Source organism: Streptomyces sp. OZ13 (assembly GCF_052068155.1).
Taxonomy (GTDB): domain Bacteria; phylum Actinomycetota; class Actinomycetes; order Streptomycetales; family Streptomycetaceae; genus Streptomyces.
In genome coordinates this window covers 31002-56027 of the sequence record NZ_JBQHCZ010000023.1, presented here as the reverse complement: position 1 = coordinate 56027, position 25026 = coordinate 31002, and the positions used below count along the sequence as shown (strand labels likewise).

Sequence of the window (25026 nt, the reverse complement as noted above, 5' to 3'; positions counted from 1 at the left end):
GAACACGCCAGAGCGTGACCCAACGTATCGAGGACTACGCCCTGATCGGCGATCTGCAGACCGCTGCACTGGTCGGCAAGGACGGCTCCATCGACTGGCTGTGCCTTCCCCGTTTCGACTCCGCCGCATGCTTCGCCGCACTCCTCGGCGACGAGGAGAACGGTCATTGGCGGATCGCGCCCAAGGGCGCCGGCGCCTGCACCAGCCGCCGCTACGTCGGCGCGTCACTGGTGCTGGAATCGGTGTGGGAGACCCGTACCGGCAAGGTCCGGGTCCTCGACTTCATGCCGCAGCGTGACGAGGCGCCGGACGTCGTCCGCATCGTCGAGGGCCTCAGCGGCACGGTCGAGATGGCCGGCACACTGCGGCTGCGGTTCGACTACGGCTCCGTGGTGCCGTGGGTACGCCGCACGGACGGCCACCGGGTCGCCGTCGCGGGGCCCGACTCCGTCTGGCTGCGCAGCGAGCCGGAGGTCAAGACGTGGGGTCAGCACTTCAGCACCTGCTCGTCGTTCACGGTCGAGGAGGGCGAGAAGGTGGCGTTCGTCCTCACCTGGCACCCCTCGCACAAGCCGCGACCCGCGCTCGTCGACCCGCACGAGGCCCTGGAGCACTGCCTCCAGGACTGGGAGACCTGGTCGTCGAAGTGCCGCTACCAAGGTCCCTACCGTGACGCCGTGCTGCGCTCCCTGATCACTCTCAAGGCGCTCACGTACGCCCCCACCGGAGGCATCGTCGCCGCACCCACGACGTCCCTGCCCGAAGACATCGGCGGTGTACGGAACTGGGACTACCGCTTCTGCTGGCTGCGCGACGCGACCCTCACCCTGAGCGCCATGGTGTCCGTCGGATACCTGGACGAGGCCGCGGCCTGGCGGGACTGGCTGCTGCGGGCGGTAGCCGGCGACCCGGCCGACCTTCAGATCATGTACGGACTGGCCGGTGAACGCCGCCTGCCCGAGATGGAGCTGGACTGGCTCTCCGGCTACGCCGGCTCCGCGCCGGTCCGCGTCGGCAACGAGGCGCGGTGCCAACTGCAGATCGACGTCTACGGCGAGGTCATCGAGTCCCTCTACCTGGCCAGGCAGGCCGGTCTCGCACCCGAGCGACAGGCATGGAACATCCAGCTGAGCCTGCTCGGCTTCCTCGAGTCCAAATGGCACGAGCCGGACGAGGGTCTGTGGGAGGTCCGGGGCCCGCGCCGTCACTTCGTCCACTCCAAGGTCATGGCATGGGTCGCCGCAGACCGCGCCGTGCGCACCCTCGAGAGCGAACCGTCGCTGCGCGGCGACTCGGCACGCTGGCGGGCCATGCGGGACGACATCCACCGCGAGGTCTGCGAGAAGGGCTTCGACCCGGTCCGTGGCACCTTCACCCAGTCGTACGGCTCCAAGGAACTCGACGCCGCGGTCCTGCTCATCCCGCGCGTCGGCTTCCTGCCCCCGGACGACCCCCGGGTCGTCGGCACGGTCGACGCCGTGTGGCAGGAGCTGGGCAGTGGACCGCTCGTACGCCGCTACACCCCGGACGCCACACAGGTCGACGGGCTGCCGGGCCGCGAGGGCGCGTTCCTGGTCTGCTCCTTCTGGCTCGCCGACGCGCTGCGGATGACGGGCCGCGAGATGGAGGCCCGCGAACTGTTCGAGCGGCTGCTCGGCCTCTGCAACGACGTCGGCCTCCTCTCCGAGGAGTACGACCCGGCGACGGGACAGCACCTCGGCAACTTCCCGCAGGCGTTCAGCCACATCGGACTGGTGACCACGGCCCTCGCGCTCACGGGGCAGAGGACGGCAGGATAGGGCCATGGATCTTGGACTGAAGGACCGCGTCTACATCGTCACCGGCGCCTCGAGGGGACTCGGCAACGCCTCAGCGCGGGCGCTCGTCGCCGACGGCGCGAAGGTCGTCCTCACCGGGCGGGACGAGAAGACGGTCACCGACGCCGCGGCCGCACTCGGTTCCGCCGCGGTGGGCGTCGCCTGCGACAACGCCGACCCCTCCGCCGCGGAACGCCTTGTCGCCGCCGCCCGCGCGCACTTCGGCCGTTTCGACGGCATCCTCGTCAGCGTGGGCGGCCCGGCGCCGGGCTTCGCCGCGGACAACACCGACGAGCAGTGGGCCGCCGCGTTCGAGTCGGTCTTCCTCGGCGCCGTCCGCATGGCGCGCACGGCCGCGGCCGAACTGAACGAAGGGGGTGTCATCGGTTTCGTGCTGTCCGGTTCCGTGCACGAACCCATCCCCGGTCTGACCATCTCCAACGGCCTCCGCCCGGGTCTCGCGGGCTTCGCCAAGTCCCTGGCGGACGAACTGGGCCCGCGCGGCATCCGCGTGGTGGGCCTGCTGCCCTCCCGCATCGACACGGACCGCGTCCGCGAACTCGACGCCCTGTCGGGCGACGCGGAGGCGGCACGCAGGGCCAACGAGGAGGCCATCCCGCTGCGGCGTTACGGCACTCCGGAGGAGTTCGGCCGCACGGCGGCGTTCCTGCTCTCGCCGGCGGCGTCCTATCTGACCGGCGTCATGCTCCCGATCGACGGCGGCGCGCGCCACGGCTTCTGACACGGCGTGCGTGTTCCCCACCGGCCCCTTCCCGGACGGGGTCACCCTCCCCACCGGGCCGCTGCCCGTACGGGGTCTCCCTCCCCCACCGGACTGGCGCCTCGATCGAGGCCGGGTCCGCCTTTCCGTCGGCGTGCCGGATGTCGCGCAGCGAAATCAAGCCCGTGCGGGGGCACCTCGTAGGGGAGGCCGAGGGCACCGCGCGAAGCGCGGTAAGGGCCCGGGGGCTGTCCCGTCACGCGGCGAAGCCGCCGATCCGTGCAGCGGGAAGGGGCGGGGAGGGGAACCCGCGCGGGGCCCCGCCCCCACCGTCACGACACCCGCCGGGCCCGGTGTTTCGCCGCCCGCAGCCGTACCTCCGTCGGCAGCGCCTCGAGACCCGCCGAGTCCCGGGCGTGCGCGACCGCCTCGTCCGCGAGCCGCGCGAGCGTACCGCCGGGCGAGGCGTCAGGATCCAGGTGCAGTGCCACCCGCGCCCGGGGCGCGGTCCGGCGGCCCGTCAGCAGGACGGACGCGCGGGAGACGCCTTCCAGCGCCGCCGCCTCGTCCTCCAGCGCACCCTGAAGCGCCCGGCCCCTCAGCAGCGCGCCTTCGCCGTCGCCGCTGTCGACCAGGACCTCCGCCAGCCGTGCGCGCCGCAGTTGGGCGAAGAGCCACCACAGAGCGAGGATCAGCAGCAGCGCCAGCACCGCGATGACGACCGGCCACCACCAGCCCTCGTCGCGCCAGCGCGTCCGGTCGGCGTCACTCAGCAGTACGTCGTGCCGTCCGTCGTAGGGCCACCACGAGGGGACGGAGAGGCCCGTGCCCGCCACGAGGACCGCACCGCCGACGCACAGCAGGACGAGCCCGGCGAGGCCCAGGAAGACCCGGTTGACGGCTCGAAGCATCCCCTGCACCGTTCCTCACCTCTTCTTCGCGGGCGGTCTGCCGACGTGCACGGCCAGCTCCGGGGGCTTCGCGAGGCCGAGTTCCTCCAAGGCGTCGCCGAGCGCCTCGTCGAGGTCGGCGCGTACGTCGTCCAGGTCGCGGAAGTGCGCCCGCGCCCGTACCGACGCCCGGGACCGCCCCATCCGGACCTGTACCGACTGCACGCCGGAGACCTCCATGGCCCGGTCTCGGAGTACGAGGGCCGCGGCCTCCCTGTGCAGTCCTGCCCGTAGATCGGGCCGGTCCTGCCGCATCGGCAGCAGCGCGCGCAGCCCCGGCGTCACCGCGAGAAGGACCAGCCACAGGCCCAGCAGTATCGCCGCGCCGGCCGCGGCGAGCACCGCGATCTCGTCCAGGCGCCATTCGGCGAGGTGGTCGGCCAGCCATCGCCGCCAGCGCATCGCGGGCCGGTCGGCCCGCACGGCGGCGACGTCGTAGAGCAGCAGCCCCGCGCCCGCGAGGACGACCAGGGCGAGCAGCCCTGCGGGCACCCGGCGCACCGACCAGAAGCGGCCGGTCCTGCCGGCGTCGCCGTCATCGTCCGCCACAGGGTTGTACTCGGAGGCGGAGGCGGACTGGTCCATTTCGAGGACGGGCCGTGAGGAGCGCGCTTCCCGCTCCTGACGGGCCGGCTCTTCGGGGCCCGAGGGCCTGTCCGGTTCGGTCATCGGATCCTCCCCTGCGCCGTGCCGCGCGAGAGGGCGGAGTGCAGCCGCTCGACGTGCACCGCCACCTCGGGGACCTCCATCCCCGCCAACGCCTGTACCCGCTCGATGACCTGCCGACGCACCGCGCCGCACTGCGCGCCGATGTCGGTCGGGTACTCGAGCTCGAGGCTGACCCGCACCCTGGCCGTTTCGTGGTGCACGACGACCATTGCGTGCGGCGGCGCACCGTCGTCCGGTACCCCGGGGAGCGCTTCACGTGCCGCCCTCGCGGCGATCTTCGCGACGACGCGGTCGGCGATCGTGGTCGACCCCCGGTCGGAGGGCGGCACCCGGCCCGCGGGTGCGTCACGACCGGAGGCGTCTGCCACCGCGACGGGGTCTGCCACGGCGCGTCACCGCCGCCCGTCGCCGCGCTCGCGGCCCCGGATGAAATCGCCGAACTCGACGTCGCCCTCGAGGAACCGGCCGACCACGAAGCCGACCGCCCCCAGGGCGGCCACCAGCAGGAACGCCCCGAAGCCGCCGAAATATCCGGCGAACCCGAGTGCCATGCCGGCCATCAGTCCGACCACCGCCATGCTCATGTTGGGCTCCTCTACTGGATTCGAGGCTCCGGCTCGTCCTCTTCTTCGTCCGGCAGCTTCACGTCGCTGACGGCGATGTTCACCTCGACGACCTCGAGGCCTGTCATCCGCTCGACGGCGGCGACGACGTTCTCCCTGACCGCGCGGGCCACATCGGAGATGGACACGCCGTAGTCGATGACGATCTCCAGGTCGATCGCGGTCTGTACCTCGCCGACCTCGGCCTTCACTCCGCGGGCGACGCTGGACTTGCCGCCGCCCGGCACGCGGTCGCGCACCGCGCCGAAGGTGCGGGAGAGCCCGCCCCCCATCGTGTGCACGCCGAGAACGTCCTTGGCGGCGAGTCCGGCGATCTTCTCCACCACTCCGTCGGCGATGGTGGTACGGCCGCGGGACCCTGGTTCCGGCAGTCGCCTGCCGCCTGTGCCCTTACGGGTGGCGTCGCTGGAGCCGGGCAGGTCGTTTCCGGATGTCGTGGGCAGACTGCGCCCAGGTGTTTCGGTCATCGCCGTGGTCCTTTCCGGGCGGGTGACGGCCCCGTTGCCCACATTAGGTGCCCTTGCCCACATTCGCGCCAGGGATGCGGCAGGCTGGAGGAATGACCACTCCGGATGCGGTTCTGCGGCGGGTACGCGGTGTGTTGGGTCTCGGCAGACTCGTCGCCCTCGGCGGTCCGGCGGACGGTGCGTGGCTGTCGGAAGCAGCCGCCGCCGCGGTCCTGCGCCGTGCGGCGGCCTCGGTGCCGGGGGCCGCCCTGAACGACGTAAGACTCTCCCTGGCGGACCCGGAGGCGGCGGAGCCCCCGACGGTGCCGACGCCACCGGCAGCACTGTGGCCGGGCCCGCTGCGCCTCGAGGCGGGGGTGTCCGTCTGGGATCTCACAGAGCCGCTGCCCGCGCTCACGGCGGCATTGCGGTCGGTGCTGCTCGACGCGGCGGCGGAGGCGCTGGGTCTCACGGTCACAGCCGTCGATCTACGGGTTGACACTCTCCTGGACGCGGCCCCCGAAGGTCCTGCGTCGCCCGCTGCCCCGGCGGCCGTCAAGCCCTCCGACCCGGTGGGCACGGCCGTGGCCGCGACGGCGGGGGTGGCACATCTGACGGGGACGCTGGGCGCGGCGGTCCATCACGCGCCGGACCATGTCCGTGTCGAACTCGCCACGGCGGAGGGGCACCGGGCGCTGGACGTGGCGCGGACGGTCCGGAGGGTGGTGGCGCGGGTGCTGGAGGACGACCGCGCGGTGACGATCGTGATCACGGCGACGGCCTGACCGCCGCGCGGGTTCGTTCCCCGCCCCTTCCCGCTGTACCGATCCGCGGCTCCGCCGCGTCGGGAAGGGGGTGGGGAACAGGCCGCGCAGCGGACCGGGCTCAGTCCGCCAGGCCCGCCAGGTCACGCAGGCGCCGCCCCTGCGCCGCGCGTTCCGCCGCGCGCTGTTCGTCGTACGAGCGGCCGGCCGCTCCCCGCAGCAGTGCCTTCGTCTCGTTCACCGCGTCCCGGGGCGCGGCGAGCAGCGCCGCGGACAGGTCGCGTACCGCGGCGTCGAGTTCCTCGCCGGGGACGACGAGGTTGGCGAGACCCGTGCGCTCAGCCTCTTCCGCGTGGACAAAACGGCCGGTCGCGCAGATCTCGAGTGCGCGGGCGTATCCGACGAGCGACACCAGGGGGTGCGTGCCGGTGAGGTCGGGCACGAGACCGAGCGCGGTCTCGCGCATGGCGAACTGCACGTCCTGCGCGACGACCCTCAGGTCGCAGGCGAGGGCGAGCTGGAAGCCCGCTCCGATCGCATGGCCTTGCACGGCCGCGATGGAGATGATGTCGTTGCGGCGCCACCAGGTGAACGCCTCCTGGAACTCGGCGATGGACGCGTCGATCTCCGCGTCGGTGCCGCGTGCCAGGTCGATGAACGACGGCTCGCCGTCGAAGCCCTCCGGTGTGAAAGCCTGCCGGTCGAGGCCCGCGGAGAAGGACTTGCCTTCGCCGCGCAGCACGACGATCCGCACGCTGCCGGGGAGTGAACGTCCCGCCTGCGCCAACGCCCGCCACAGCGCGAAGTTCTGGGCGTTGCGCTTGTCCGGGTTCGTCAAGGTCACCGTGGCAACCGCGTCTTCGACGGTGAGCCGTACGCCGTCCTTGTCGAGTACGGGATCGAGCGAAGTCATGAGGCGCCTCCGGTTCGGTGCAGTCTGGCCTGGCCTTCGAGTCAAGAAGGTAAGCTACTGCACAGTAACCGCCTGGCCGGCCAGAGGGCCGACCAAGTGGCCACTGTAGGTACCGATGAACCGGAGGAGCAGCCTCGTCGACGGGACTGTCAGGCCGAAGCGGCCTTCTTGCCTCGCGTCGCTCCGCCACGTCCCCGCAGGACGACTCCGGACTCGCTGAGCATCCGATGGACGAATCCGTAGGAGCGACCGGTCTCTTCGGCCAGCGCCCGGATGCTTGCACCGGAGTCGTACTTCTTCTTCAGGTCTGCCGCGAGCTTGTCGCGCGCGGCGCCGGTCACCCGGCTGCCCTTCTTCAGAGTCTCGGCCACCCGTGCCTCCTCATGGGAAGTGCGCTCTGGACTTCTCATGATCACCCCTCTCGGGCGTCCTGGCCACCCATTCGACAAGGTCAGTACGGAACGCTTTGCGGTGCGCTGCGAGGCCACCACGAACGGAATATCGCATTCCGATCGGTGCTTGATCCACGCATTCACGGTCGGATACGGAAAAGGCCAGCTCAGAGCGGGCAGGTGGAGAGGCGCTCAGCGGGGCCCGGGCAAAGGCGGTCCACCAGTCGCCACGCCGCAATACGAGACGCACTCACACAGATGATGGATCACTCGTAGGCCGAATGATCCATGCGGAGATCCATACGAAGATCGTAGAGGGGTGGATCGACGGATTCCGGCGCCGGACCGGAACCCGTCGCAGGGGCCTCAGGCCAGGGCCACGAGGTCCGCGTAGTCCGCGCCCCACAGGTCCTCGACACCGTCCGGCAGCAGGATGATCCGCTCCGGCTCGAGCGCCTCGACCGCGCCCTCGTCGTGCGTGACGAGGATGACGGCGCCCTTGTAGGTGCGCAGCGCGCCGAGGATCTCCTCGCGGCTGGCCGGGTCGAGGTTGTTGGTGGGCTCGTCGAGCAGCAGGACGTTGGCGGACGAGACGACCAGGGTGGCCAGCGCCAGCCGGGTCTTCTCGCCGCCGGAGAGCACCCCGGCCGGCTTGTCGACGTCGTCGCCGGAGAAGAGGAACGAGCCCAGCGTCTTGCGCACCTCGACCAGATCGAGGTCGGGCGCGGAGGAACGCATGTTCTCCAGGACCGTGCGGTCGGGGTCGAGGGTCTCGTGCTCCTGGGCGTAGTACCCGAGCTTCAGGCCGTGCCCCGGGGTGACCATGCCGGTGTCCGGCTTCTCCACGCCCGCGAGGAGCCGCAGCAGCGTGGTCTTGCCGGCGCCGTTGAGGCCCAGGATGACGACGCGCGAGCCCTTGTCGATGGCGAGGTCCACGTCGGTGAAGATCTCCAGGGATCCGTACGACTTGGACAGGCCCTCGGCGCTGAGAGGCGTCCTGCCGCAGGGCGCCGGCTCCGGGAAGCGGAGTTTGGCGACCTTGTCGGCCATGCGGACGTCCTCGAGACCGGCCAGCAGACGCTCGGCCCGGCGGGCCATGTTCTGCGCGGCGACGGTCTTGGTGGCCTTGGCGCGCATCTTGTCGGCCTGCGAGTTGAGCGCGGCGGCCTTCTTCTCGGCGTTCTGGCGCTCGCGCTTGCGGCGCTTCTCGTCCGCCTCGCGCTGCTGCTGGTACAGCTTCCAGCCCATGTTGTAGACGTCGATCTGCGAGCGGTTCGCGTCCAGGTAGAAGACCTTGTTGACGACCGTCTCCACGAGGTCGACGTCGTGGGAGATCACGATGAAGCCGCCGCGATAGGTCTTCAGGTAGTCGCGCAGCCAGACGATCGAGTCGGCGTCAAGGTGGTTGGTGGGCTCGTCGAGCAGGAGCGTGTCGGCGTCCGAGAACAGGATCCGGGCGAGTTCGACGCGGCGGCGCTGACCACCGGAGAGGGTATGAAGGGGCTGGCCGAGAACCCGGTCGGGCAGGCCCAGCGCGGCGGCGATGGTGGCGGCCTCGGCCTCCGCGGCATAGCCGCCCTTGGTGAGGAACTCGGTCTCCTGGCGCTCGTACTGGCGCAGGGCCTTCTCACGGGTGCTGCCCTGGCCGGAGGCGATGCGCTCCTCGTTCTGCCGCATCTTGCGGATCAGGGTGTCGAGGCCGCGGGCCGACAGGATGCGGTCGCGGGCGAGGACTTCGAGGTCGCCGGTGCGCGGGTCCTGCGGGAGGTAGCCCACCTCGCCGGAGCGGGTGATGGTGCCGCCGGCGGGGATGCCCTCACCCGCGAGGCACTTCGTGAGGGTCGTCTTGCCCGCTCCGTTGCGGCCGACGAGGCCGATGCGGTCGCCCTTGGCGATGCGGAAGGAAGCGGATTCGATGAGGACGCGCGCGCCTGCGCGCAGCTCGATACCGGATGCGGTGATCACGGGGGAAGACTCCAGGGCGGTATGGACGGCGGAAGGGACGGGCGGAGACGCTTCTACGCCGTCTAATGCACAAGGAGAATTGCCATACGGCCCAGTCTAACGGGACCGTGCAAGTGTTTTTCGCGGCCGGACGGCGGCCCGGGAGGGGCCGCGGCAGGGTGCGGGGGCCACGGCGTGGCCGGCCCTCGCCATGCCGAGGGGGGCGGCCGACGCCCGCGCGGTCGGCCAAGACACCGGTCCGGCCGCTCCACCGGCCCCGGGACATTCCGCCGCCGCGCGACACGTTCCGCTGAGGCCCGTTGTCAGTGGCGGATGCCAGACTGAGACGCAGATCACAACCGAGTCGTCGAGCAAGTGAGGGAGCGATCGGGATGGCTCAGTCGCCGAGCATCTGTCCGACCCTGTTGTACGCGGACGCCAAGGCCGCGATCAGACAGCTCACCGAGGCCTTCGGCTTCACCGAACACGCGGTCTACGAGAACGAGGACGGCGGCGTGGTCCATGCCGAGCTCACCTACGGCAACGGCATGGTGATGCTGGGCAGCAAGGGCACCGGTGGCGAGTTCGACAAGCTCATGGAGGGCGCCGGGCCGACGGGGGTCTTCGTCCACGTCGACGACGTCGACGCCCACCACGGCAGAGCCGTGGAGCACGGCGCCGACGTCGTGATGCCGCCCACCGACCAGGACTACGGCTCGCGGGACTACATGGTCCGCGATCTCGAGGGCCACATCTGGAGCTTCGGCACGTACACGCCGGGGGCGGCGGAGGCCTCCTAGACCTCACCGCCCCGCGGTCGTGGCGCGCCGGGTCAGACGCCGCCGGTGTGCACCTGGAACGCGGCCCTGCGTACCGCCTTGGCCAGGGCCGGGTCCGGGTGCGCCGCCGCCAGGGCGACCAGGACCTGCACCGTACGGGGATGGCCACCGGCCCGGACCGCCTCGAGCAGCGCGGGGACCGTGCCCTGCACAGCGGAATCGAGATGACGCAGCAGCAGTTGGGGCTCTCCGTGGTCCGCGACGGCCGCGGCGGTGTCCACCCACAGCCAGGTCGCTTCCTCCCGGGTGAGGACGTCGGCCGCGTCCTCCGGGTCCGCGCCCTCGTGCTCGGCGAGCCACAGCAAGGCGTAAGGGCGAAGGGACGGTTCGGCGGCGGCCGCGCGGACCTCGCTCTCGGCGGGTGCGCCGACCACGCGCAGCGCCTCGAAGGCCAGGCCGCGCAGCAGCGCGTCCTCTCCGCGGGCGACGGTGAGCAGTTCTCCGACGGCACTCGACACGGTGCGCGCCGCGAGCCACGCGCGGTACTCGGCGCGGGCCGGGCCGGGGGTGAGGCGGGCGCAGCCACGGAGCATGTCCTCGGCGGACTGCTCGATGTTGCCGGCGGGGCTCTGGGCGGCGACGCAGATCTGCTCCAGCTTGACCCAGACCGCCCAGTTGCCGAGCGGGGTGAGGGTCGCCTCGCCGCGCTCGAGGGTCAGGGCGCCGACGGCGGACAGGCCTTCGAGCGCCCAGTCGAGGAGGGCGGCGACGGGGGCCTCATCGGCGCCGGACCCGGTCTGCGGTTCGGCCGGGGCGCCGTAGGGGACCTCGCAGCGTTCCTCGCGGAGTTCGGCGACGCGCTGCTGGAGCAGGTCGAGCAGAGCGGGCGTGAGCACGGGGCCCGCCGACAGCTGAAGGAGGGAGAGCACCTGGGGCACCGCCTCGACCACCTCGGCGACCGCCGCCGGAGCGACGTCGCCCGGCGCCGGGTGGATCAGGGACCAGGCGTCGAAGAGGGCGACCCAGCCGCGCAGCACGGCCATGTCGTCGCGGTCCCAGGCACGCAGCCGCCAGCCGGGGCGGACCGTGTCGCCGTGCAGTTCGACGAGGCCGGCGAGACGGGCGCGGTCCCAGCCGGCCCGCACCTCGTCCATGCTCAGGCCCAGGGCGGCAGCGGCCCGTTCCTGGGCGCCGACCGCGAGCGGTGTGGAGCCGGGATCGCGGTCGGAGGCTGCCCAGCGGGCGATGCGGACGGCGTCGGCGAGGACAGCCCGCGCCTGACGCGCGAGCTCGGCGGGGGCGGGTGTGCCCTCCGGCGGCCGGGGCGCCGGACGGGTCCGCCGGGTCGTCACGGCCCGTCGCGCGGTGGCCAGTGACCGCGAGCGGACAAGACGGAGTCTGGAGTTGCGCGCCAATTGCTCATCAGGCTTTCGGGACGTCACGGGGTGCAGTCTTCCCGTTGACAGCCCGAAAGCCCAAACGGAACCCGGCGGGCGGCGCTTGACGGCCCTCCCGGGCGGGTCGTTCGCGGGTCACATGAGGGGCGTGAGGAAGCGCCGGAGGACCTCTTCGTACCCCTTCGGGTCGGCGTTCCACATGGCGGCGTGCGGTGCCTGCGCAACGGTGTGAAGGGTGACCAGGTCGGGGCGGCGGGCGGCGAGTTGGCGCGAGCCGCGCCAGGGCGCCAGGGTGTCGTCGGGGCCGTGGAAGATCAGCGTCGGCACGGCCAGCGACTTCGGGTCGCCGGCTTCGGCGAGGCGGTCGCCGTGTGCTCCCGTGCGGCCCTGGGCGGCCCGGACCGCGAGCGGAAGCAGCGGGGCGGGGGTCCTGCGGGCGGCGGCCAGGGCCCGCACCGTCGCCTCCCATTCGAGGACCGGCGAGTCGAGGACGACGCCGCTGATCCGGTCCCGCAGACCGGAGTTGGCGGCGGCGTGGAGCGCCATCGAGGCGCCGACGGACCAGCCGTGGACGATGACGCGCTCGGCGCCATAGCGCACGGCGTGGCGGACGGCGGCGTCGAGGTCGCGCCACTCGGAGTCGCCGAGGTGGCCCAGCCCGTCCGGGGGCCGTGGGGCGCCGGAGTCTCCCCGGTAGGCGAGGGACAGCACCGGGAACTGAAGGGCGTGCAGGCAGCCCAGCACGTTCATGGTGTGTTCCCGGGTGGTGCCGATCCCGTGCACGGCGATGACCCAGGTGGAGCGCGGGCCGGGCACGAACCAAGCGGGGAGCGCGCCGAGTTCGCCCGGGACGAGGACCTCGGAGTGCTCTATGCCGAGCGCGCCGGTGGGGTCTCCCCGGTGGACCTGCGGAGTGAGCCGCACCTTGGTGCCGGACTCCAGTTCGCCTTCGGTGACGCGTACGAGGCGGCGCACGACCGTGTCCGCGTCGCGCGGGACGCCGCCGAGGACCTCCCCCACGACCGCGTGGACGCCGGACGCTTCCAGCCCGTAAGTGCCCGGGCGCAGGGAGGCCAGGCTGCGGGTCAGGACGACGGCGCCGGGGGGTGTGCCGTGGACGGTGAGCCGGGGGTCGCCGGGCAGGGGCCTGTTGGCCGCCCGCAGGGCGGCGTGGCTCGCGTAACGGCCGGCCGCGACTGCTGCCGCGCCGACTCCGATCAGGGTGGTGACGGCCGCTGCCGTCGCTGTAGCGGGGCGCACGTCTTCCAGTGTCGGGGCGGGTGCGGGAGGGGGCCAGTGGGCGGGGCCGCGTGTGTGGCCCCGTGGGCGTCGCTTGTTCCCCCACCCCGCCCCTTCCCGAGACCGGGGCTCCTCCCCCGACGCCTGGCGGCGTGGGGCCCCCACCAGCCCCGCGCCTCGAACGCAGGCGAGGCTGACGAAGTCGGCCCGACCGGCGAGGCGCGGTGGCTAGGCGGGGCGCTGGCCGTAGTCGTGGAGGTGGTGGGAGACCTCCGCGAGCTGGGACTCGGAGAGCAGCGTCGGGGTGCGGCCGGGGACGGAGGAGGCCGTCAGCCATAGGCGGCACATCCACTCGAGCTGTGCCGTGCGGTCGTACGCCTCGGACAGGGTGGCGCCGTAGGTGACGGTCCCGTGGTTCTGGAGGAGGCAGGCCGAGCGGTCGCGCAGGGCTTGGAGCATGTTCCGGGCCAATTCCTCCGTGCCGTACAGGGCGTAGCCCGCGACGCGGACCGGTCCGCCGAGGGCGGCGGTCATGTAGTGGACGGGCGGGAGCTCGGGGACGAGCGTGGAGACCGCTGTGGCGTGCACGGCGTGCGTGTGCACGACGGCGGCCGCGTCGGTGTGGCGGTGGACCGCGAGATGCAGCGGCAGCTCGCTGGTGGGCCGCAGGTCGCCGATGACCTGTCTGCCGTCGAGGTCGACGGCGACGGTGTCCCGCGGGGTGAGCCGGTCGTAGGGGACTCCGCTCGGGGTGACGAGGATCAGTTCGCCCACCCGTACGGAGACGTTGCCGGAGGTGCCCACCACGAGGCCTTCTGCCGCCGTTCTGCGGGCGGTGTCCACGAGCTCCCGCCATGCGCGTTCGACCGCGCTCTGCCGCGCCTCATCAGTCATGCCCGCGATCCTTTCAGGCGAGGCCGGCGGGCACGGGGACACGGAGGGTGTTCGAGTGGCTGCGGGGAGCGCCGCGGGGTCCGAAAACGGACAAGCGGAATCGGCCGGCATCACTTGGGGACACCGCAGCGCCCGACCCAGTTCACCTTCCGTTCATCCAGGTTGCTTACGGTCCTCGCGTCAATGACGTCAAACGATTGCCTGGGTAAATGGAACACATCACGCTGCTGCTCGCGATTGTGATCGTGACAGCTCTCGTGTTCGATTTCACGAACGGTTTCCACGACACCGCCAACGCGATGGCGACGACCATCTCGACCGGCGCTCTGAAGCCCAAAACCGCGGTGGCCATGTCCGCCGTTCTGAACCTCGTCGGTGCTTTTCTCTCCGTGGAGGTCGCCAAGACGATCTCCAGTGGACTGGTCGACGAATCAGGCATCACACCTGAAGTCATCTTCGCGGCGCTCGTCGGCGCCATCCTGTGGAACCTGCTCACCTGGCTGGTGGGCCTGCCGTCCAGCTCGTCGCACGCCCTCATGGGCGGCCTGATCGGCGCCACGGTCGCCTCGGTCGGCTTCGGCGGCGTCAACGGCGGCGTCGTCGTCACCAAGGTCCTGATCCCGGCCGTCGCCGCGCCGCTCGTCGCCGGCCTCGCCGCGATGCTGGCGGCCCGGCTGACGTACAAGATCGGCAAGAACACGGACCCGAAGGCCACGGCGAAGGGCTACCGAGCCGGGCAGATCGCCTCCGCGGGCCTGGTCTCCCTGGCGCACGGCACCAACGACGCCCAGAAGACGATGGGCATCATCACGCTGGCCCTCGTGGCCGGCAACGTGGTCGCCCCCGGTTCCAACCCTCCGATGTGGGTCATCGTCTCCGCCGGTGTGGCGATCGCGCTCGGCACCTACCTCGGCGGCTGGCGCATCATCCGCACCATGGGCAAGGGCCTCACCGACCTCCAGCCGCAGCAGGGCTTCGCCGCCCAGACCAGCGCGGCCAGCGTGATCCTCGCCTCCTCCAACCTCGGCTTCTCCCTGTCGACGACGCACTCGTGCTCCGGTGCCGTCATGGGTGCCGGGCTCGGCCGCAAGGGCGGTGTGGTCCGCTGGTCCACCGCCACCCGGATGTTCGTGGCCTGGGGTCTGACCCTGCCGGCCGCCGGTCTCGTCGCGGCGGCTTCCGAGTACGTCACCAAGCAGGGTGACTGGGGTGTCGCGGCCGTCGCCGTCTTCCTCGTCGCCTCCTGCGTCGCGATCTGGTTCATCTCGCGCCGTCAGGTCGTCGACCACACCAACGTCAACGACGTGGAGGAGGAGCCCGCGGGCGTCGTCACGACCGCCATCGCGGCCGTCACCCCGCCGCCCGCCGGTGACCTGAAGGCCACCATCGCGGCCCCGGCCGAACCCGAGACCGAGTCGCCCCGCCCGGCCACGGTGTAAGGAAGTAACGGAATGAAGATCGACTGGACTGCTCTCGGCTCCGTTTTCGGCGTGAGCCTCGTCGCCACCGTCGCGCTGGTGGGACTCTTCACCCTGGGCATCGTGGGCCTCACCAAGCAGGAGGCGGCCACCCGGGCCGGAGGCTCCGGCGCACTGGCCCGCACCGGCGCGTACGCCTGTTTCGCGCTCTGCGCGGCGGCCGTGTCCTACGGGATCTACCTCATCGTCGTCTGACGACCGCACCGCCCTTCGACGGCCGGGCCGCGAGCACCCCCGGGTGTTCGCGGCCCGGCGGTCGTGTGTCCGCCCGTGTGGGGCTCGGCACACTGTCCCGCCGCAGGTCAAGGGTGGGTTGACGGGCGTTCGCGGGCGTGGTGGACTGCCGGGGCCAACAACGGCGGCAGAAGAGGAAGTCCGGTGCGAATCCGGCGCGGTCCCGCCACTGTCACCCGGGATGAACGGTCCCGGGGAGCCAGGAACTCTCACCGCCGGTCACGTCGAACCAGGGCGCGGACCCTGAGTGAGGACTTTTCGCATGCCCGGACGCGGTACAGCCCTGTCCGTCGGACACCACCCCTGGGATCGCTGATCCCATGCGTGCCGACCGAGTCTTCGTGTACGGCGCCGCCGCCGGCCTCGCCGGCGACCTGCTCCTCGGCGATCCCCGCCGCGGGCATCCGGTCGCCGCGTTCGGACGGGCCGCGAGCGCCGTCGAGCGTGTCCTCTGGCGCGACCACCGCGGCCGGGGCGCCCTGCACACCGCTGTGTGCGCCGGTGGCGCCGTCGCGGCCGCCGTGCTGGCCTCCCGCGCCGTACGCCGCTCCCCCGCCGCGTCCGTCGCCCTGACCGCCGCCGCCACCTGGGCGGTCGTCGGCGGTACGACCCTGGGGCGGGAGGCCACGGCCATCGGCGACGCGCTGGCCGCAGGTGACGTCGAGGTGGCCCGCAAGCGGCTGCCCCACCTCTGCGGACGCGACCCGCAGGCCCTGGACGAGCAGCAGATCGCCCGCGCCGTCGTCGAGTCCGTCGCGGAGAACACCTCCGACGCGGTCGTCGGGGCCCTGGTGTGGGGGGCGCTGGCCGGCGTGCCCGGGCTGGTCGGCTTCCGGGCGGTGAACACCCTGGACGCGATGGTCGGCCACAAGTCCCCCCGCTACCTGCGGTACGGCTGGGCGTCGGCCCGCCTGGACGACGTCGCCGGGTGGCCCGGCGCCCGGCTGACCGCGGTCCTGGCGGCCTTCTGCGGCCCGGACCGGCGTGGAGCCGTACGGGCCTGGCGCGCGGACGCGGCCAAGCACCCCAGCCCCAACGCGGGCCCTGTGGAGGCGTCTTTCGCGGGTGCCCTGGGCGTGCGGCTGGGCGGTTCCCTCTCGTACGGCGGGCGGGTCGAGCACCGGCCGGTGCTCAACAAGGCCGGGCGCGCGGTGGAGTTCGGTGACATCGGACGGGCGGTGCGGCTCTCGCGCCGGGTCGGCCTGCTGACCCTCGCCGTCTGCGCGGCGGGGCGGGTGCTGCGGCATGGCCGCGGCGGAAGGAGGCCGGCATGACCGGTGGGGGGCTGCTCGTCGCCGGGACCACCTCGGACGCGGGCAAGAGTGTCGTGACCGCCGGGATCTGCCGGTGGCTGGTGCGCCAGGGCGTGAAGGTCGCGCCGTTCAAGGGGCAGAACATGTCCCTGAATTCGTTCGTGACGCGCGAGGGCGCGGAGATCGGGCGGGCGCAGGCCATGCAGGCGCAGGCCGCGCGGGTGGAGCCGACCGCGCTGATGAATCCCGTCCTCCTCAAGCCGGGCAGCGACCGTTCCAGCCAGGTGGTGCTGATGGGCCGGCCGGTCGGCGAGCTGAGCGCCAAGGGGTACCACGGCGGCCGGCAGCGGGAGCTGTTCGAGCCGGTGATGGCGTGCCTGGAGGAGTTGCGGGGCACGTATGACGCCGTGATCTGCGAGGGGGCGGGCAGTCCGGCCGAGATCAACCTGCGCCGCACGGACATCGTCAACATGGGCATCGCACGGGCCGCCAGGCTGCCGGTGCTCGTGGTCGGGGACATCGACAGGGGCGGCGTCTTCGCCCAGTTCTTCGGTACGACGGCGCTGCTGAGCCCCGAGGACCAGGCCCTTGTGGCGGGCTACCTGGTCAACAAGTTCCGCGGTGACGTGTCGCTGCTGGAGCCGGGGCTCGAGATGCTGCTCGGGCTGACCGGGCGGCGGACGTTCGGGGTGCTGCCGTACGCGCACGGGCTCGGTATCGACGAGGAGGACGGGCTGCGAGTGTCCCTGCGCGGCGCCGTGCGGGAGTCGGTGGTGGCCGCGCCCGTCGGTGAGGACGTGCTGCGGGTGGCGGTGTGCGCCGTCCCGCTGATGTCGAACTTCACGGACGTGGACGCGCTGGCGGCGGAACCGGGCGTCGTGGTCCGGTTCGTGGACCGGGCGGAGGAGCTCGTGGACGCCGACCTGGTCGTGGTCCCCGGCACGCGCGGCACGGTGAAGGCACTGGCGTGGCTGCGTGAGCGCGGCCTCGCGGACGCCCTGGTCCGGCGCGCGGCAGAGGGCAGGCCGGTGCTCGGCATCTGCGGCGGCTTCCAGGCGCTGGGCGAACACATCCAGGACGACGTCGAGTCGAGGGCCGGCGCGGTCGACGGGCTCGGGCTGCTGCCCGTACGGGTGCGGTTCGCACCGGAGAAGACCCTCGCCCGGCCCGTCGGCGAGGCGCTCGGCACACGCGTCGAGGGATACGAGATCCATCACGGCGTCGCGGAGGTCCTCGGCGGCGACGCCTTCCTCGACGGCTGCCGGGTGGGCGCCGTGTGGGGCACGCACTGGCACGGGTCGCTGGAGAGCGACGGCTTCCGGCGGGCCTTCCTGCGGGAGGTCGCCGCACAGGCGGGCCGCCGTTTCGTGCCCGCGCCGGACACGTGCTTCGACGCGCTGCGCGAGGAGCAGCTGGACCGGCTGGGGGATCTGATCGAAGAGCACGCGGACACGGGGGCGTTGATGAGGCTGATCGAGGAAGGGGCGCCGGCGGGACTGCCGTTCATCCCTCCGGGCGCGCCGTGAGAGCGGTCGCCGGGCAATCGGCCCGCCGGCGAATCCGGCAGGGCACAGGCGAGCCGCTCCGCGGCTCCAGCGAAGGAGTGATCAGGCGATGAGCACCCCCTATCCGTTCACCGCGGTCGTCGGGATGGACGACCTGCGGCTGGCCCTGCTGCTCAACGCGGTCAGTCCGGCGGTCGGCGGCGTGCTCGTGCGCGGCGAGAAGGGGACCGCCAAGTCGACCGCCGTGCGGGCGCTCGCTTCCCTCATGCCGGACGTCGACGTGGTCGCGGGGTGCCGGTTCTCCTGCGCCCCCACGGCCCCGGACCCGGCGTGTCCGGACGGCCCGCACGAGGCGGGGCCGGGAGTGGCACGGCCGACGCGCATGGTGGAACTGCCCGTCGGCGCTTCCGAGGACCGGCTCGTCGGGGCGCTCGACATCGAGCGGGCGCTCGCCGAGGGCGTGAAGGCGTTCGAGCCCGGTCTGCTCGCGGACGCGCACCGGGGGCTGCTGTACGTCGACGAGGTCAACCTGCTGCACGACCACCTCGTCGACCTGTTGCTGGACGCCGCCGCCATGGGTGCTTCGTACGTCGAGCGTGAAGGCGTCTCCGTACGGCACGCCTCCCGCTTCCTGCTCGTCGGGACCATGAACCCCGAGGAGGGCGAGCTGCGGCCGCAGCTGCTGGACCGCTTCGGGCTCACCGTGGAGGTCGCGGCTTCCCGCGACCCCGACCAGCGGGTGGAGGTCGTACGGCGCAGGCTCGCGTACGACGACGACGCCGGCGGCTTCGCGGCACGCTGGGCCGGTGAGGAGGAGGCGCTGCGCGGGCGGATCGTGGCGGCGCGGGAGCTGCTGCCGCGCGTGGTGCTCGGTGACGTGGCGCTGCGTCAGATCGCCGCAACCTGCGCGGCGTTCGAGGTGGACGGTATGCGTGCCGACATCGTGATGGCCCGTACGGCGACCGCGCTGGCCGCGTGGGCCGGACGGGACGAGGTCGTGGAGGGGGACGTCCGGCAGGCCGCGCTGCTGGCGCTGCCGCACCGCAGGCGGCGCAACCCCTTCGACGCGCCCGGCCTGGACGAGAGCAAACTGGACGAGACGCTGGACGAGTTCGGCGGGCCCGGCGGGGACCCGGACCCGAACGACCCGGACCCGAACGACCCGGATCCCGGTCCGGAGGGCGGGCCCGACGGCGGAGGCGGCGGGGTGCCGCCGCAGCGCGGCGGACCGGACAGCGGTGAGGCGGCCGGGTCCGCGCCCGAGACCGGTCAGGCACCGGAAGGGGCGCCGGGCGCGGGCGCCGAGCAGCAGCCCGCGCGCGCCACGGAGCCCTTCCGTACCAAGATGCTCAGCGTGCCCGGCCTGGGCGAGGGCGCGGCGGGACGCAGGTCGCGGGCGCGTACCGAGCACGGCCGTACCACCGGCGCACGACGGCCCCAGGGCGCGCTCACCAAGCTGCACCTGACGGCCACCGTGCAGGCGGCCGCTCCGCACCAGCGCGCCCGCGGGCGCAGCGGTCCCGGGCTGGTGGTCCGCCGGGACGACATGCGGCAGGCGACCCGCGAGGGGCGTGAGGGGAACCTCGTGCTGTTCGTGGTCGACGCGTCCGGTTCGATGGCGGCCAGGAAGCGGATGGGCGCGGTCAAGGGCGCGGTGCTGTCGCTGCTGCTCGACGCGTACCAGCGGCGCGACAAGGTGGGGCTGATCACCTTCCGGGGCAAGGGCGCGGAGCTGGCGCTGCCGCCCACGTCCTCGGTGGACGCGGCGGCGGCCCGGCTGGAGTCCCTGCCGACGGGCGGCCGTACGCCGCTGGCGCAGGGACTGCTCAAGGCGCACGACGTGCTGCGCATCGAGCGGCTGCGTGATCCGTCGCGCCGTCCTCTGATGGTCGTGGTCACCGACGGACGGGCCACTGCCGCGGGGTCGGGGGACGCGTTCGCGCCGGCCCTGCGCGCCGCACGGCTGCACTCCGCGGAGGGAACCGCGGCCGTCGTCGTGGACTGTGAGGCCGGGCCGGTGCGGTTCGGCCTGGCCGGCACACTCGCGCGGGAGCTGGGCGGCAGCGCCGTCACTCTCGACGAACTGCGGGCCGAATCGATCGCCGGGCTCGTCAAGGACGTCCGGGACGTATCCGCCACAAGGAGGGCCGCGTAATGCCGCAGGGACAGCCGTCCGTCGTACCGGACGACGGACTCACCACCCGCCAGCGCCGCAACCGTCCGCTGGTGTTCGTGCACACGGGCATCGGCAAGGGCAAGTCGACGGCCGCCTTCGGGCTGGCGCTGCGGGCCTGGAACCAGGGCTGGCCGGTCGGGGTGTTCCAGTTCGTCAAGTCGGCGAAGTGGAAGGTCGGCGAGGAGAACGCGCTCAAGGTGCTGGGCGCGAGCGGGGAGGGCGGCACGGTCGCCTGGCACAAGATGGGCGAGGGCTGGTCGTGGATCCAGCGCGCCCCCGCGGAGGGCGAGCAGTCCAACGAGGACAAGGCCCGTGAGGGCTGGGAGCAGGTCAAGCGGGACCTCGCCGCCGAGACGCACAAGCTGTACGTGCTCGACGAGTTCGCCTACCCGCTGCACTGGGGCTGGATCGACACCGACGAGGTGATCGAGGTGCTGCGCGGGCGGCCCGGCACCCAGCATGTGGTGATCACCGGCCGCAACGCGCCGCAGAAGCTGATCGACTTCGCCGACCTGGTCACCGACATGTCGAAGGTCAAGCACCCGATGGACGCGGGTCAGAAGGGCCAGCGGGGCATCGAGTGGTAGCACGACTCGTCATCGCCGCGCCGTCCTCCGGCGCGGGCAAGACCACGGTCGCGACGGGCCTGATGGCCGCGTTCACCGCTGCCGGTCTCACGGTCTCACCGCACAAGGTGGGCCCTGACTACATCGACCCCGGCTACCACGCGCTGGCCACCGGCCGTCCGGGCCGCAACCTCGACGCGTACCTGTGCGGCACGGAGCTGGTCGCCCCGCTGTTCCGGCACGGTGCCGACGGCTGCGAACTCGCCGTCGTCGAGGGCGTGATGGGGTTGTACGACGGAGCCGCCGACCAGGGCGAGCTGGCCTCGACCGCGCAGGTCGCGAAGCTGCTGCGCGCCCCCGTGGTACTGGTGGTGGACGCGTCGTCGCAGTCCCGGTCGGTGGCGGCGCTGGTGCACGGGTTCGCGTCGTGGGACCCGGAGGTACGGATCGGCGGGGTGATCCTCAACAAGGTCGCCACCGACCGGCACGAGCACCTGCTGCGGGAGGCCCTCGGCGGATCGGGCGTGCCGGTGCTCGGCGTGCTGCGGCGGGCGGCCGAGGTGGCGACGCCGTCGCGTCACCTGGGCCTGGTGCCGGTCGCCGAACGGCAGGCGGAGGCGGTGGACGCGGTGGCGTCGATGGCCGAGCAGGTGCGGGCCGGGTGCGATCTCGACGGGCTGCTGGCGCTGGCGCGCAGCGCGCCCCCGTTGCACGCGGAGGCATGGGAGCCCGCTTTCGAGGCAGGGCCGCCGGCCGCGGGCGCGGTCGCGTCCACCGCCGCGGACGCCGGGGCCGTGCGGCCGGTGGTGGCGGTCGCCGGCGGCGCCGCGTTCACGTTCTCGTACGCGGAGCATGTGGAACTGCTGCGGGCCGCCGGGGCCGAGGTCGTGGCCTTCGACCCGCTCCGCGACGAACAACTCCCCGAAGGCACCAGCGGTGTCGTCATCGGCGGCGGCTTCCCGGAGGTGTACGCGCCCGAGCTGTCCGCGAACGAGCCGCTGCGCAAGGCGGTAGCCGAACTGGCACGCTCGGGCGCGCCGGTCGCGGCCGAGTGCGCGGGGCTGCTCTACCTGGCCAGGTCCCTGGACGGCAGGCCCATGTGCGGTGTGCTGGACGCCGACGCGCGCATGTCGGGCCGGCTGACCCTCGGCTACCGGGAGGCCGTCGCGGTGAGCGACAGCCCGCTCGCGGCGGCGGGAACACGGCTGCGGGGCCACGAGTTCCACCGCACGGTGCTGGAGCCGGGCGCGGGGCCGGTGCCCGCGTGGGGCATGGTGCGGCCGGAGCGCCGGGTCGAGGGCTTCGTGCAGGGGGGCGTGCACGCCAGCTACTTGCACACGCACTGGGCGTCGCGGCCGGAGGTGGCCGCCCGGTTCGTGGCGGCGTGCGGCACATGAGCGGAGGAAGACCCGGGGAGGCGACGGCTTCCTTCACGGTGTCACTCGGCGACACCGACGACCAGCCAGATGAAGCCCACTCCCCCGATGGTGCACAACAGGGTGGAACGGGCCGGGTGTTCGTGATGCGCCTCGGGCAGGATCTCTGCGGCAGCCAGGTACAGCAGCGCACCGCCGAAGAAGCCGAGGTAGCTGCCGAGAAGATCCTCAGGAAGAGTGAACAGCACGGTCGACGCCGCGCCGACGACGGGGGCTGCCGCGTCGGCGAGCAGCATCATGTTCGCCTTGCGGCGGGTGTTCCCGTACAGGCTGGTGATCGTGTACGTGTTGAACCCGTCGGCGAAGTCGTGGGTGACGACGGCGAGCGCCACGGCGGCGCCCATCCCGCCGCCGACCTGGAACGCGACGCCGAGCGCGATGCCGTCCATCAGGCTGTGGGCGACCATCGCCGCGGCCGCCGTCAGACCCACCTGCGGCACGCGGTGGTCCGCCCCGTGCGCCGCCTGCCGTACGGCCAGCAGCCGTTCGACCATGTGCGCGGTGAGGAAGCCGCCGACGAACAGCAGCAGGGCCTGCGGCACGCCCAGCACCGGTCCGCCCGCGGCCTCCAGCGCCTCCGGCAGCAGTTCGAGACCGACGACGCCGAGCATCAGCCCGCCGGCAAGGCCCAGCACGAGGTGGCGGCGGTCGGTGACGCGACCGGCCGTCCAGCCTCCGAAGAGCGTCATCAGGAACGCGCCGAGCGCGACGATCACCGCCATGCGCCCTTGCTAGCCGATCCCGGGGCGCTCCCGCACATCGCTGTGCGTCCGGTTCACCCGGTTGACGGGGCGTCGGCCACGGTCGGAAGGGCCGCCGGCCGGCGACAGGGGAGCCGCCCCGTGAGCGATGCCGTGGGCAGGACGCGGAGTGGCACCGCGGCCGGTCCGAGAGCCGGGACGACGCCAGGCTCCCCGACCGGGCCGACGGACTGTGCGAGGGCGAGGTCCGGAGCCGGTACGCCGGCAAGGTCTGCGACGGGGCCGACAGAGGGCATGGCGGCAGGGCCCGTGACCGGACCGACAGGCGGCACGACGGCAAGGCCCGTGACGGGACCGACGGCAAGCTCGGCGACCGGGCCGGCGGCCGGCTCCGACGCACGGCCCAGGGGCCTGGTCGTCGGTGTCGGCGCGTCGCGCGGTGTGCCGGCCGACGAGGTGCACGGCCTGGTCGAGGAGGCGCTGCGCGACGCGGGGCTGTCGGCGGCCGACGTGGTGGCCCTGGCGACCGTCGACGCGAAAGCGGCGGAACCCGGCGTGCTGGGCGCCGCGGAGCGCCTGGGTGTTCCGCTGTGGACGTACGGCGCGGAGCGTTTGGCGCGGGTCCCCGTGGAGAACCCGTCCCGCGCCGCACTGCGTGCGGTGGGAACGCCGTCGGTCGCGGAGGCCGCGGCGCTGGCGGAGGGCGGCGAACTGCTGGTCCCCAAACGGCGGTCGGCACCGTCGGGCCGGCCTGCAGGTGCGACGTGCGCGATCGCCCGCCTGGGGTCGCGGACGCCTTCGACCACTGCCGTGACGCGGCCGCAGAGGACATGATGTCCGTGCGTTTGTTCACCTCCGTTCGATCCCTCATTGTTCGCCCCCACACCGAGGAGACTTCCGTGACCAGTTCGCCCCCACCACGGCACGGCAGCCATGTACAGGCACGCTGAGCACCCCGAGCGCCCGGAGGATCCGGAGCAGCGTTCCGGCGGGCACGACCTGCGGCACCACGGCGACGTGGAGGTGCGGGACGGCGCGGCGGGTCTGATCGACCTCGCCGTCAACGTCCGTACCGGCACGCCTCCGAGCTGGCTGCGCGAGTGCATCGCGGCTTCGCTGGGCTCGCTCGCCGCGTACCCGGACGGCCGGGCCGCCCGTACCGCCGTCGCCCGCAGGCACGGGCTGCCGGAGGACCACGTCCTGCTGACGGCGGGCGCGGCGGAGGCGTTCGTGCTGCTGGCGCGGGCCCTTCCGGTGCGGCGGCCCCTTGTGGTGCACCCGCAGTTCACGGAGCCGGAGGCGGCGCTGCGCGACGCGGGCCACGCCGTGGAGCGGCTGCTGCTGCGGGAGGAGGACGGCTTCCGGCTCGACCCCAAGTCCGTTCCGGACGAGGCGGACATGGTCGTCGTCGGCAACCCGACCAATCCGACGTCCGTGCTCCACGCCGCGGAGGACATAGCCCTGCTGGCCCGTCCCGGGCGTCTGCTTGTGGTGGACGAGGCGTTCATGGACGCGGTGCCGGGCGAACGCGAGGCGCTGGCGGGTCGGACGGACGTGCCCGGCCTCGTGGTGCTGCGCAGCCTCACCAAGACGTGGGGGCTCGCGGGCCTGCGGATCGGCTATGTGCTGGCGGAGCCGCGGACGATCGCGGCACTGGAGCGGGCGCAGCCGCTCTGGCCGGTGTCGACGCCGGCGCTGGTCGCGGCGGAGGCGTGCATGGGCCCGGCGGCGCTGGCGGAGGCGGAGGCGGCATCGCTGCGGATCGCCGCGGACCGTGCCCATCTGCTGGCGGGGCTGGCCGAGTTCGAGGAGGTCCGTGCGGTGGAGGCGGCCGAGGGGCCGTTCGTCCTCGTACGGGTGCGGCGTGCCGCGCAGGTGCGGGAGCAATTGCGGCGGCTCGGTTTCGCGGCCAGGCGCGGGGACACGTTCCCGGGCCTGGACGACGAGTGGCTGCGGCTCGCGGTGCGCGACCGTGTCACGACGAACCGTTTCCTCCAGGCACTCGACCAGGCGCTGACGATGGTCGGCCACTGACGGAATCGGGCGCCGAGGCGGTTGTGTCCCCGGGCACTTGGCACCCGGTGCCGGGCACACCGGGCGATGCCCAAGACGGAGGCGGTTGCGGCCGG

25 protein-coding genes and 1 riboswitch are annotated in these 25026 nt (G+C 72.9%); of the genes, 13 read left to right on the top strand and 12 right to left on the bottom strand.

What is annotated here, in order from left to right:
* The first annotated feature begins 14 nt into the window (after window positions 1–14).
* A complete protein-coding gene (locus tag ACTMTU_RS33635; protein ID WP_441267221.1) occupies window positions 15–1799 on the top strand; it encodes a glycoside hydrolase family 15 protein in 1785 nt (594 codons plus the stop codon).
* 4 nt (window positions 1800–1803) lie between these two features.
* Window positions 1804–2559: an SDR family oxidoreductase gene (locus tag ACTMTU_RS33630; RefSeq protein WP_441267220.1), complete on the top strand. Its 756-nt coding sequence runs from the start codon at window positions 1804–1806 to the stop codon at window positions 2557–2559.
* Window positions 2560–2870: 311 nt separating this feature from the next.
* Here ACTMTU_RS33630 and amaP read toward each other — a convergent pair whose 3' ends face one another.
* The 5 genes from amaP to ACTMTU_RS33605 are packed head-to-tail and all read right to left on the bottom strand — an operon-like array spanning window position 2871 to window position 5247.
* A complete protein-coding gene (gene amaP / locus ACTMTU_RS33625; protein ID WP_441267219.1) occupies window positions 2871–3449 on the bottom strand; it encodes an alkaline shock response membrane anchor protein AmaP in 579 nt (192 codons plus the stop codon).
* A 15-nt stretch (window positions 3450–3464) separates the two neighbouring features.
* A complete protein-coding gene (locus ACTMTU_RS33620) occupies window positions 3465–4157 on the bottom strand; it encodes a DUF6286 domain-containing protein (protein ID WP_441267218.1) in 693 nt (230 codons plus the stop codon).
* Complete coding sequence (locus tag ACTMTU_RS33615) at window positions 4154–4543, bottom strand: Asp23/Gls24 family envelope stress response protein (protein ID WP_441267217.1); 390 nt, start codon at window positions 4541–4543, stop codon at window positions 4154–4156. Before ACTMTU_RS33615 ends, ACTMTU_RS33620 begins: the two co-directional genes overlap by 4 nt.
* A 6-nt stretch (window positions 4544–4549) precedes the next feature.
* A complete protein-coding gene (locus ACTMTU_RS33610; protein ID WP_441267216.1) occupies window positions 4550–4741 on the bottom strand; it encodes a hypothetical protein in 192 nt (63 codons plus the stop codon).
* Between the two features lie 11 nt (window positions 4742–4752).
* On the bottom strand, window positions 4753–5247 hold the full coding sequence (locus ACTMTU_RS33605; protein WP_441267215.1) for an Asp23/Gls24 family envelope stress response protein: 495 nt from the start codon (window positions 5245–5247) through the stop codon (window positions 4753–4755).
* A 92-nt stretch (window positions 5248–5339) separates the two neighbouring features.
* On the opposite strand from ACTMTU_RS33605, the gene ACTMTU_RS33600 reads away from it, so the two are divergent.
* Window positions 5340–6011 carry a hypothetical protein gene (locus ACTMTU_RS33600; RefSeq protein ID WP_441267214.1) on the top strand — a complete coding sequence of 224 codons (672 nt, stop codon included), beginning with the start codon at window positions 5340–5342 and terminating at the stop codon, window positions 6009–6011.
* 100 nt (window positions 6012–6111) lie between these two features.
* Here the strand turns inward: ACTMTU_RS33600 and ACTMTU_RS33595 are convergent, their stop codons facing one another.
* The 3 genes from ACTMTU_RS33595 to ACTMTU_RS33585 form a co-directional block, all read right to left on the bottom strand.
* Window positions 6112–6903 carry an enoyl-CoA hydratase/isomerase family protein gene (locus ACTMTU_RS33595; protein WP_005319115.1) on the bottom strand — a complete coding sequence of 264 codons (792 nt, stop codon included), beginning with the start codon at window positions 6901–6903 and terminating at the stop codon, window positions 6112–6114.
* 149 nt (window positions 6904–7052) lie between these two features.
* Window positions 7053–7274 carry a helix-turn-helix domain-containing protein gene (locus ACTMTU_RS33590; protein WP_005319113.1) on the bottom strand — a complete coding sequence of 74 codons (222 nt, stop codon included), beginning with the start codon at window positions 7272–7274 and terminating at the stop codon, window positions 7053–7055.
* Between the two features lie 387 nt (window positions 7275–7661).
* A complete protein-coding gene (locus ACTMTU_RS33585; RefSeq protein ID WP_441267213.1) occupies window positions 7662–9260 on the bottom strand; it encodes an ABC-F family ATP-binding cassette domain-containing protein in 1599 nt (532 codons plus the stop codon).
* A 371-nt stretch (window positions 9261–9631) separates the two neighbouring features.
* Between ACTMTU_RS33585 and ACTMTU_RS33580 the strand changes: the two genes are divergently transcribed.
* Window positions 9632–10039 carry a VOC family protein gene (locus ACTMTU_RS33580; RefSeq protein ID WP_307705718.1) on the top strand — a complete coding sequence of 136 codons (408 nt, stop codon included), beginning with the start codon at window positions 9632–9634 and terminating at the stop codon, window positions 10037–10039.
* Window positions 10040–10071: 32 nt separating this feature from the next.
* On the opposite strand, the gene ACTMTU_RS33575 is transcribed toward ACTMTU_RS33580, so the two are convergent.
* The 3 genes from ACTMTU_RS33575 to ACTMTU_RS33565 form a co-directional block, all read right to left on the bottom strand.
* The gene (locus ACTMTU_RS33575) at window positions 10072–11370 is read right to left on the bottom strand and encodes a hypothetical protein (protein ID WP_441267212.1); all 1299 of its coding nucleotides are present in this window, start codon (window positions 11368–11370) and stop codon (window positions 10072–10074) included.
* A 180-nt stretch (window positions 11371–11550) separates the two neighbouring features.
* The gene (locus ACTMTU_RS33570) at window positions 11551–12675 is read right to left on the bottom strand and encodes an alpha/beta hydrolase (RefSeq protein ID WP_441267211.1); all 1125 of its coding nucleotides are present in this window, start codon (window positions 12673–12675) and stop codon (window positions 11551–11553) included.
* Window positions 12676–12882: 207 nt separating this feature from the next.
* Complete coding sequence (locus ACTMTU_RS33565; protein ID WP_441267210.1) at window positions 12883–13548, bottom strand: class II aldolase/adducin family protein; 666 nt, start codon at window positions 13546–13548, stop codon at window positions 12883–12885.
* Between the two features lie 209 nt (window positions 13549–13757).
* Here ACTMTU_RS33565 and ACTMTU_RS33560 point away from each other — a divergent pair, with 209 nt between their 5' ends.
* The 7 genes from ACTMTU_RS33560 to ACTMTU_RS33530 all read left to right on the top strand — a co-directional run bounded on the left by ACTMTU_RS33560 (window position 13758) and on the right by ACTMTU_RS33530 (window position 22157).
* A complete protein-coding gene (locus tag ACTMTU_RS33560; RefSeq protein WP_441267209.1) occupies window positions 13758–14987 on the top strand; it encodes an anion permease in 1230 nt (409 codons plus the stop codon).
* 12 nt (window positions 14988–14999) lie between these two features.
* Complete coding sequence (locus ACTMTU_RS33555) at window positions 15000–15221, top strand: hypothetical protein (RefSeq protein ID WP_441267208.1); 222 nt, start codon at window positions 15000–15002, stop codon at window positions 15219–15221.
* A 124-nt stretch (window positions 15222–15345) separates the two neighbouring features.
* Window positions 15346–15491: riboswitch (cobalamin riboswitch) on the top strand.
* Window positions 15492–15580: 89 nt separating this feature from the next.
* On the top strand, window positions 15581–16534 hold the full coding sequence (locus tag ACTMTU_RS33550) for a cobalamin biosynthesis protein (RefSeq protein ID WP_441267207.1): 954 nt from the start codon (window positions 15581–15583) through the stop codon (window positions 16532–16534).
* Window positions 16531–18039, top strand: coding sequence for a cobyric acid synthase (locus ACTMTU_RS33545; protein WP_441267206.1), 1509 nt, complete (start codon window positions 16531–16533; stop codon window positions 18037–18039). The genes ACTMTU_RS33550 and ACTMTU_RS33545 overlap by 4 nt, the downstream gene beginning before the upstream one ends.
* A gap of 88 nt (window positions 18040–18127) precedes the next feature.
* The gene (locus ACTMTU_RS33540) at window positions 18128–20173 is read left to right on the top strand and encodes a putative cobaltochelatase (RefSeq protein ID WP_441267205.1); all 2046 of its coding nucleotides are present in this window, start codon (window positions 18128–18130) and stop codon (window positions 20171–20173) included.
* The gene (cobO, locus tag ACTMTU_RS33535) at window positions 20173–20781 is read left to right on the top strand and encodes a cob(I)yrinic acid a,c-diamide adenosyltransferase (RefSeq protein ID WP_053557448.1); all 609 of its coding nucleotides are present in this window, start codon (window positions 20173–20175) and stop codon (window positions 20779–20781) included. Before ACTMTU_RS33540 ends, cobO begins: the two co-directional genes overlap by 1 nt.
* The gene (locus ACTMTU_RS33530) at window positions 20775–22157 is read left to right on the top strand and encodes a cobyrinate a,c-diamide synthase (RefSeq protein WP_441267204.1); all 1383 of its coding nucleotides are present in this window, start codon (window positions 20775–20777) and stop codon (window positions 22155–22157) included. The genes cobO and ACTMTU_RS33530 overlap by 7 nt, the downstream gene beginning before the upstream one ends.
* A gap of 41 nt (window positions 22158–22198) precedes the next feature.
* On the opposite strand, the gene ACTMTU_RS33525 is transcribed toward ACTMTU_RS33530, so the two are convergent.
* Window positions 22199–22918 carry a ZIP family metal transporter gene (locus tag ACTMTU_RS33525; RefSeq protein WP_441267203.1) on the bottom strand — a complete coding sequence of 240 codons (720 nt, stop codon included), beginning with the start codon at window positions 22916–22918 and terminating at the stop codon, window positions 22199–22201.
* A 324-nt stretch (window positions 22919–23242) separates the two neighbouring features.
* Here ACTMTU_RS33525 and ACTMTU_RS33520 point away from each other — a divergent pair, with 324 nt between their 5' ends.
* Together ACTMTU_RS33520 and cobC are read left to right on the top strand one after the other, a co-directional pair.
* Entirely contained in the window at window positions 23243–23731 is a 489-nt protein-coding gene (locus tag ACTMTU_RS33520; protein WP_441267202.1) for a cobalamin biosynthesis protein, read from the top strand.
* A gap of 99 nt (window positions 23732–23830) precedes the next feature.
* Window positions 23831–24931 (top strand): Rv2231c family pyridoxal phosphate-dependent protein CobC, encoded by a 1101-nt coding sequence (cobC, locus tag ACTMTU_RS33515; RefSeq protein WP_441267201.1) that lies wholly within the window; start codon window positions 23831–23833, stop codon window positions 24929–24931.
* The last annotated feature ends 95 nt before the right edge of the window (window positions 24932–25026 follow it).

Excerpts from the sequence above, each read along its gene's own strand:
- amaP (WP_441267219.1), bottom strand. The coding sequence starts at position 3,449 with ATGCTTCGAGCCGTCAACCGGGTCTTCCTGGGCCTCGCCGGGCTCGTC.
- ACTMTU_RS33560 (WP_441267209.1), top strand. The coding sequence starts at position 13,758 with ATGGAACACATCACGCTGCTGCTCGCGATTGTGATCGTGACAGCTCTC.
- ACTMTU_RS33620 (WP_441267218.1), bottom strand. The coding sequence starts at position 4,157 with ATGACCGAACCGGACAGGCCCTCGGGCCCCGAAGAGCCGGCCCGTCAG.
- ACTMTU_RS33595 (WP_005319115.1), bottom strand. The coding sequence starts at position 6,903 with ATGACTTCGCTCGATCCCGTACTCGACAAGGACGGCGTACGGCTCACC.
- ACTMTU_RS33545 (WP_441267206.1), top strand. The coding sequence starts at position 16,531 with ATGACCGGTGGGGGGCTGCTCGTCGCCGGGACCACCTCGGACGCGGGC.
- cobO (WP_053557448.1), top strand. The coding sequence starts at position 20,173 with ATGCCGCAGGGACAGCCGTCCGTCGTACCGGACGACGGACTCACCACC.
- cobC (WP_441267201.1), top strand. The coding sequence starts at position 23,831 with ATGTACAGGCACGCTGAGCACCCCGAGCGCCCGGAGGATCCGGAGCAG.
- ACTMTU_RS33600 (WP_441267214.1), top strand. The coding sequence starts at position 5,340 with ATGACCACTCCGGATGCGGTTCTGCGGCGGGTACGCGGTGTGTTGGGT.
- ACTMTU_RS33540 (WP_441267205.1), top strand. The coding sequence starts at position 18,128 with ATGAGCACCCCCTATCCGTTCACCGCGGTCGTCGGGATGGACGACCTG.
- ACTMTU_RS33610 (WP_441267216.1), bottom strand. The coding sequence starts at position 4,741 with ATGAGCATGGCGGTGGTCGGACTGATGGCCGGCATGGCACTCGGGTTC.
- ACTMTU_RS33630 (WP_441267220.1), top strand. The coding sequence starts at position 1,804 with ATGGATCTTGGACTGAAGGACCGCGTCTACATCGTCACCGGCGCCTCG.
- ACTMTU_RS33550 (WP_441267207.1), top strand. The coding sequence starts at position 15,581 with ATGCGTGCCGACCGAGTCTTCGTGTACGGCGCCGCCGCCGGCCTCGCC.
- ACTMTU_RS33565 (WP_441267210.1), bottom strand. The coding sequence starts at position 13,548 with ATGACTGATGAGGCGCGGCAGAGCGCGGTCGAACGCGCATGGCGGGAG.
- ACTMTU_RS33605 (WP_441267215.1), bottom strand. The coding sequence starts at position 5,247 with ATGACCGAAACACCTGGGCGCAGTCTGCCCACGACATCCGGAAACGAC.
- ACTMTU_RS33555 (WP_441267208.1), top strand. The coding sequence starts at position 15,000 with ATGAAGATCGACTGGACTGCTCTCGGCTCCGTTTTCGGCGTGAGCCTC.
- ACTMTU_RS33525 (WP_441267203.1), bottom strand. The coding sequence starts at position 22,918 with ATGGCGGTGATCGTCGCGCTCGGCGCGTTCCTGATGACGCTCTTCGGA.
- ACTMTU_RS33580 (WP_307705718.1), top strand. The coding sequence starts at position 9,632 with ATGGCTCAGTCGCCGAGCATCTGTCCGACCCTGTTGTACGCGGACGCC.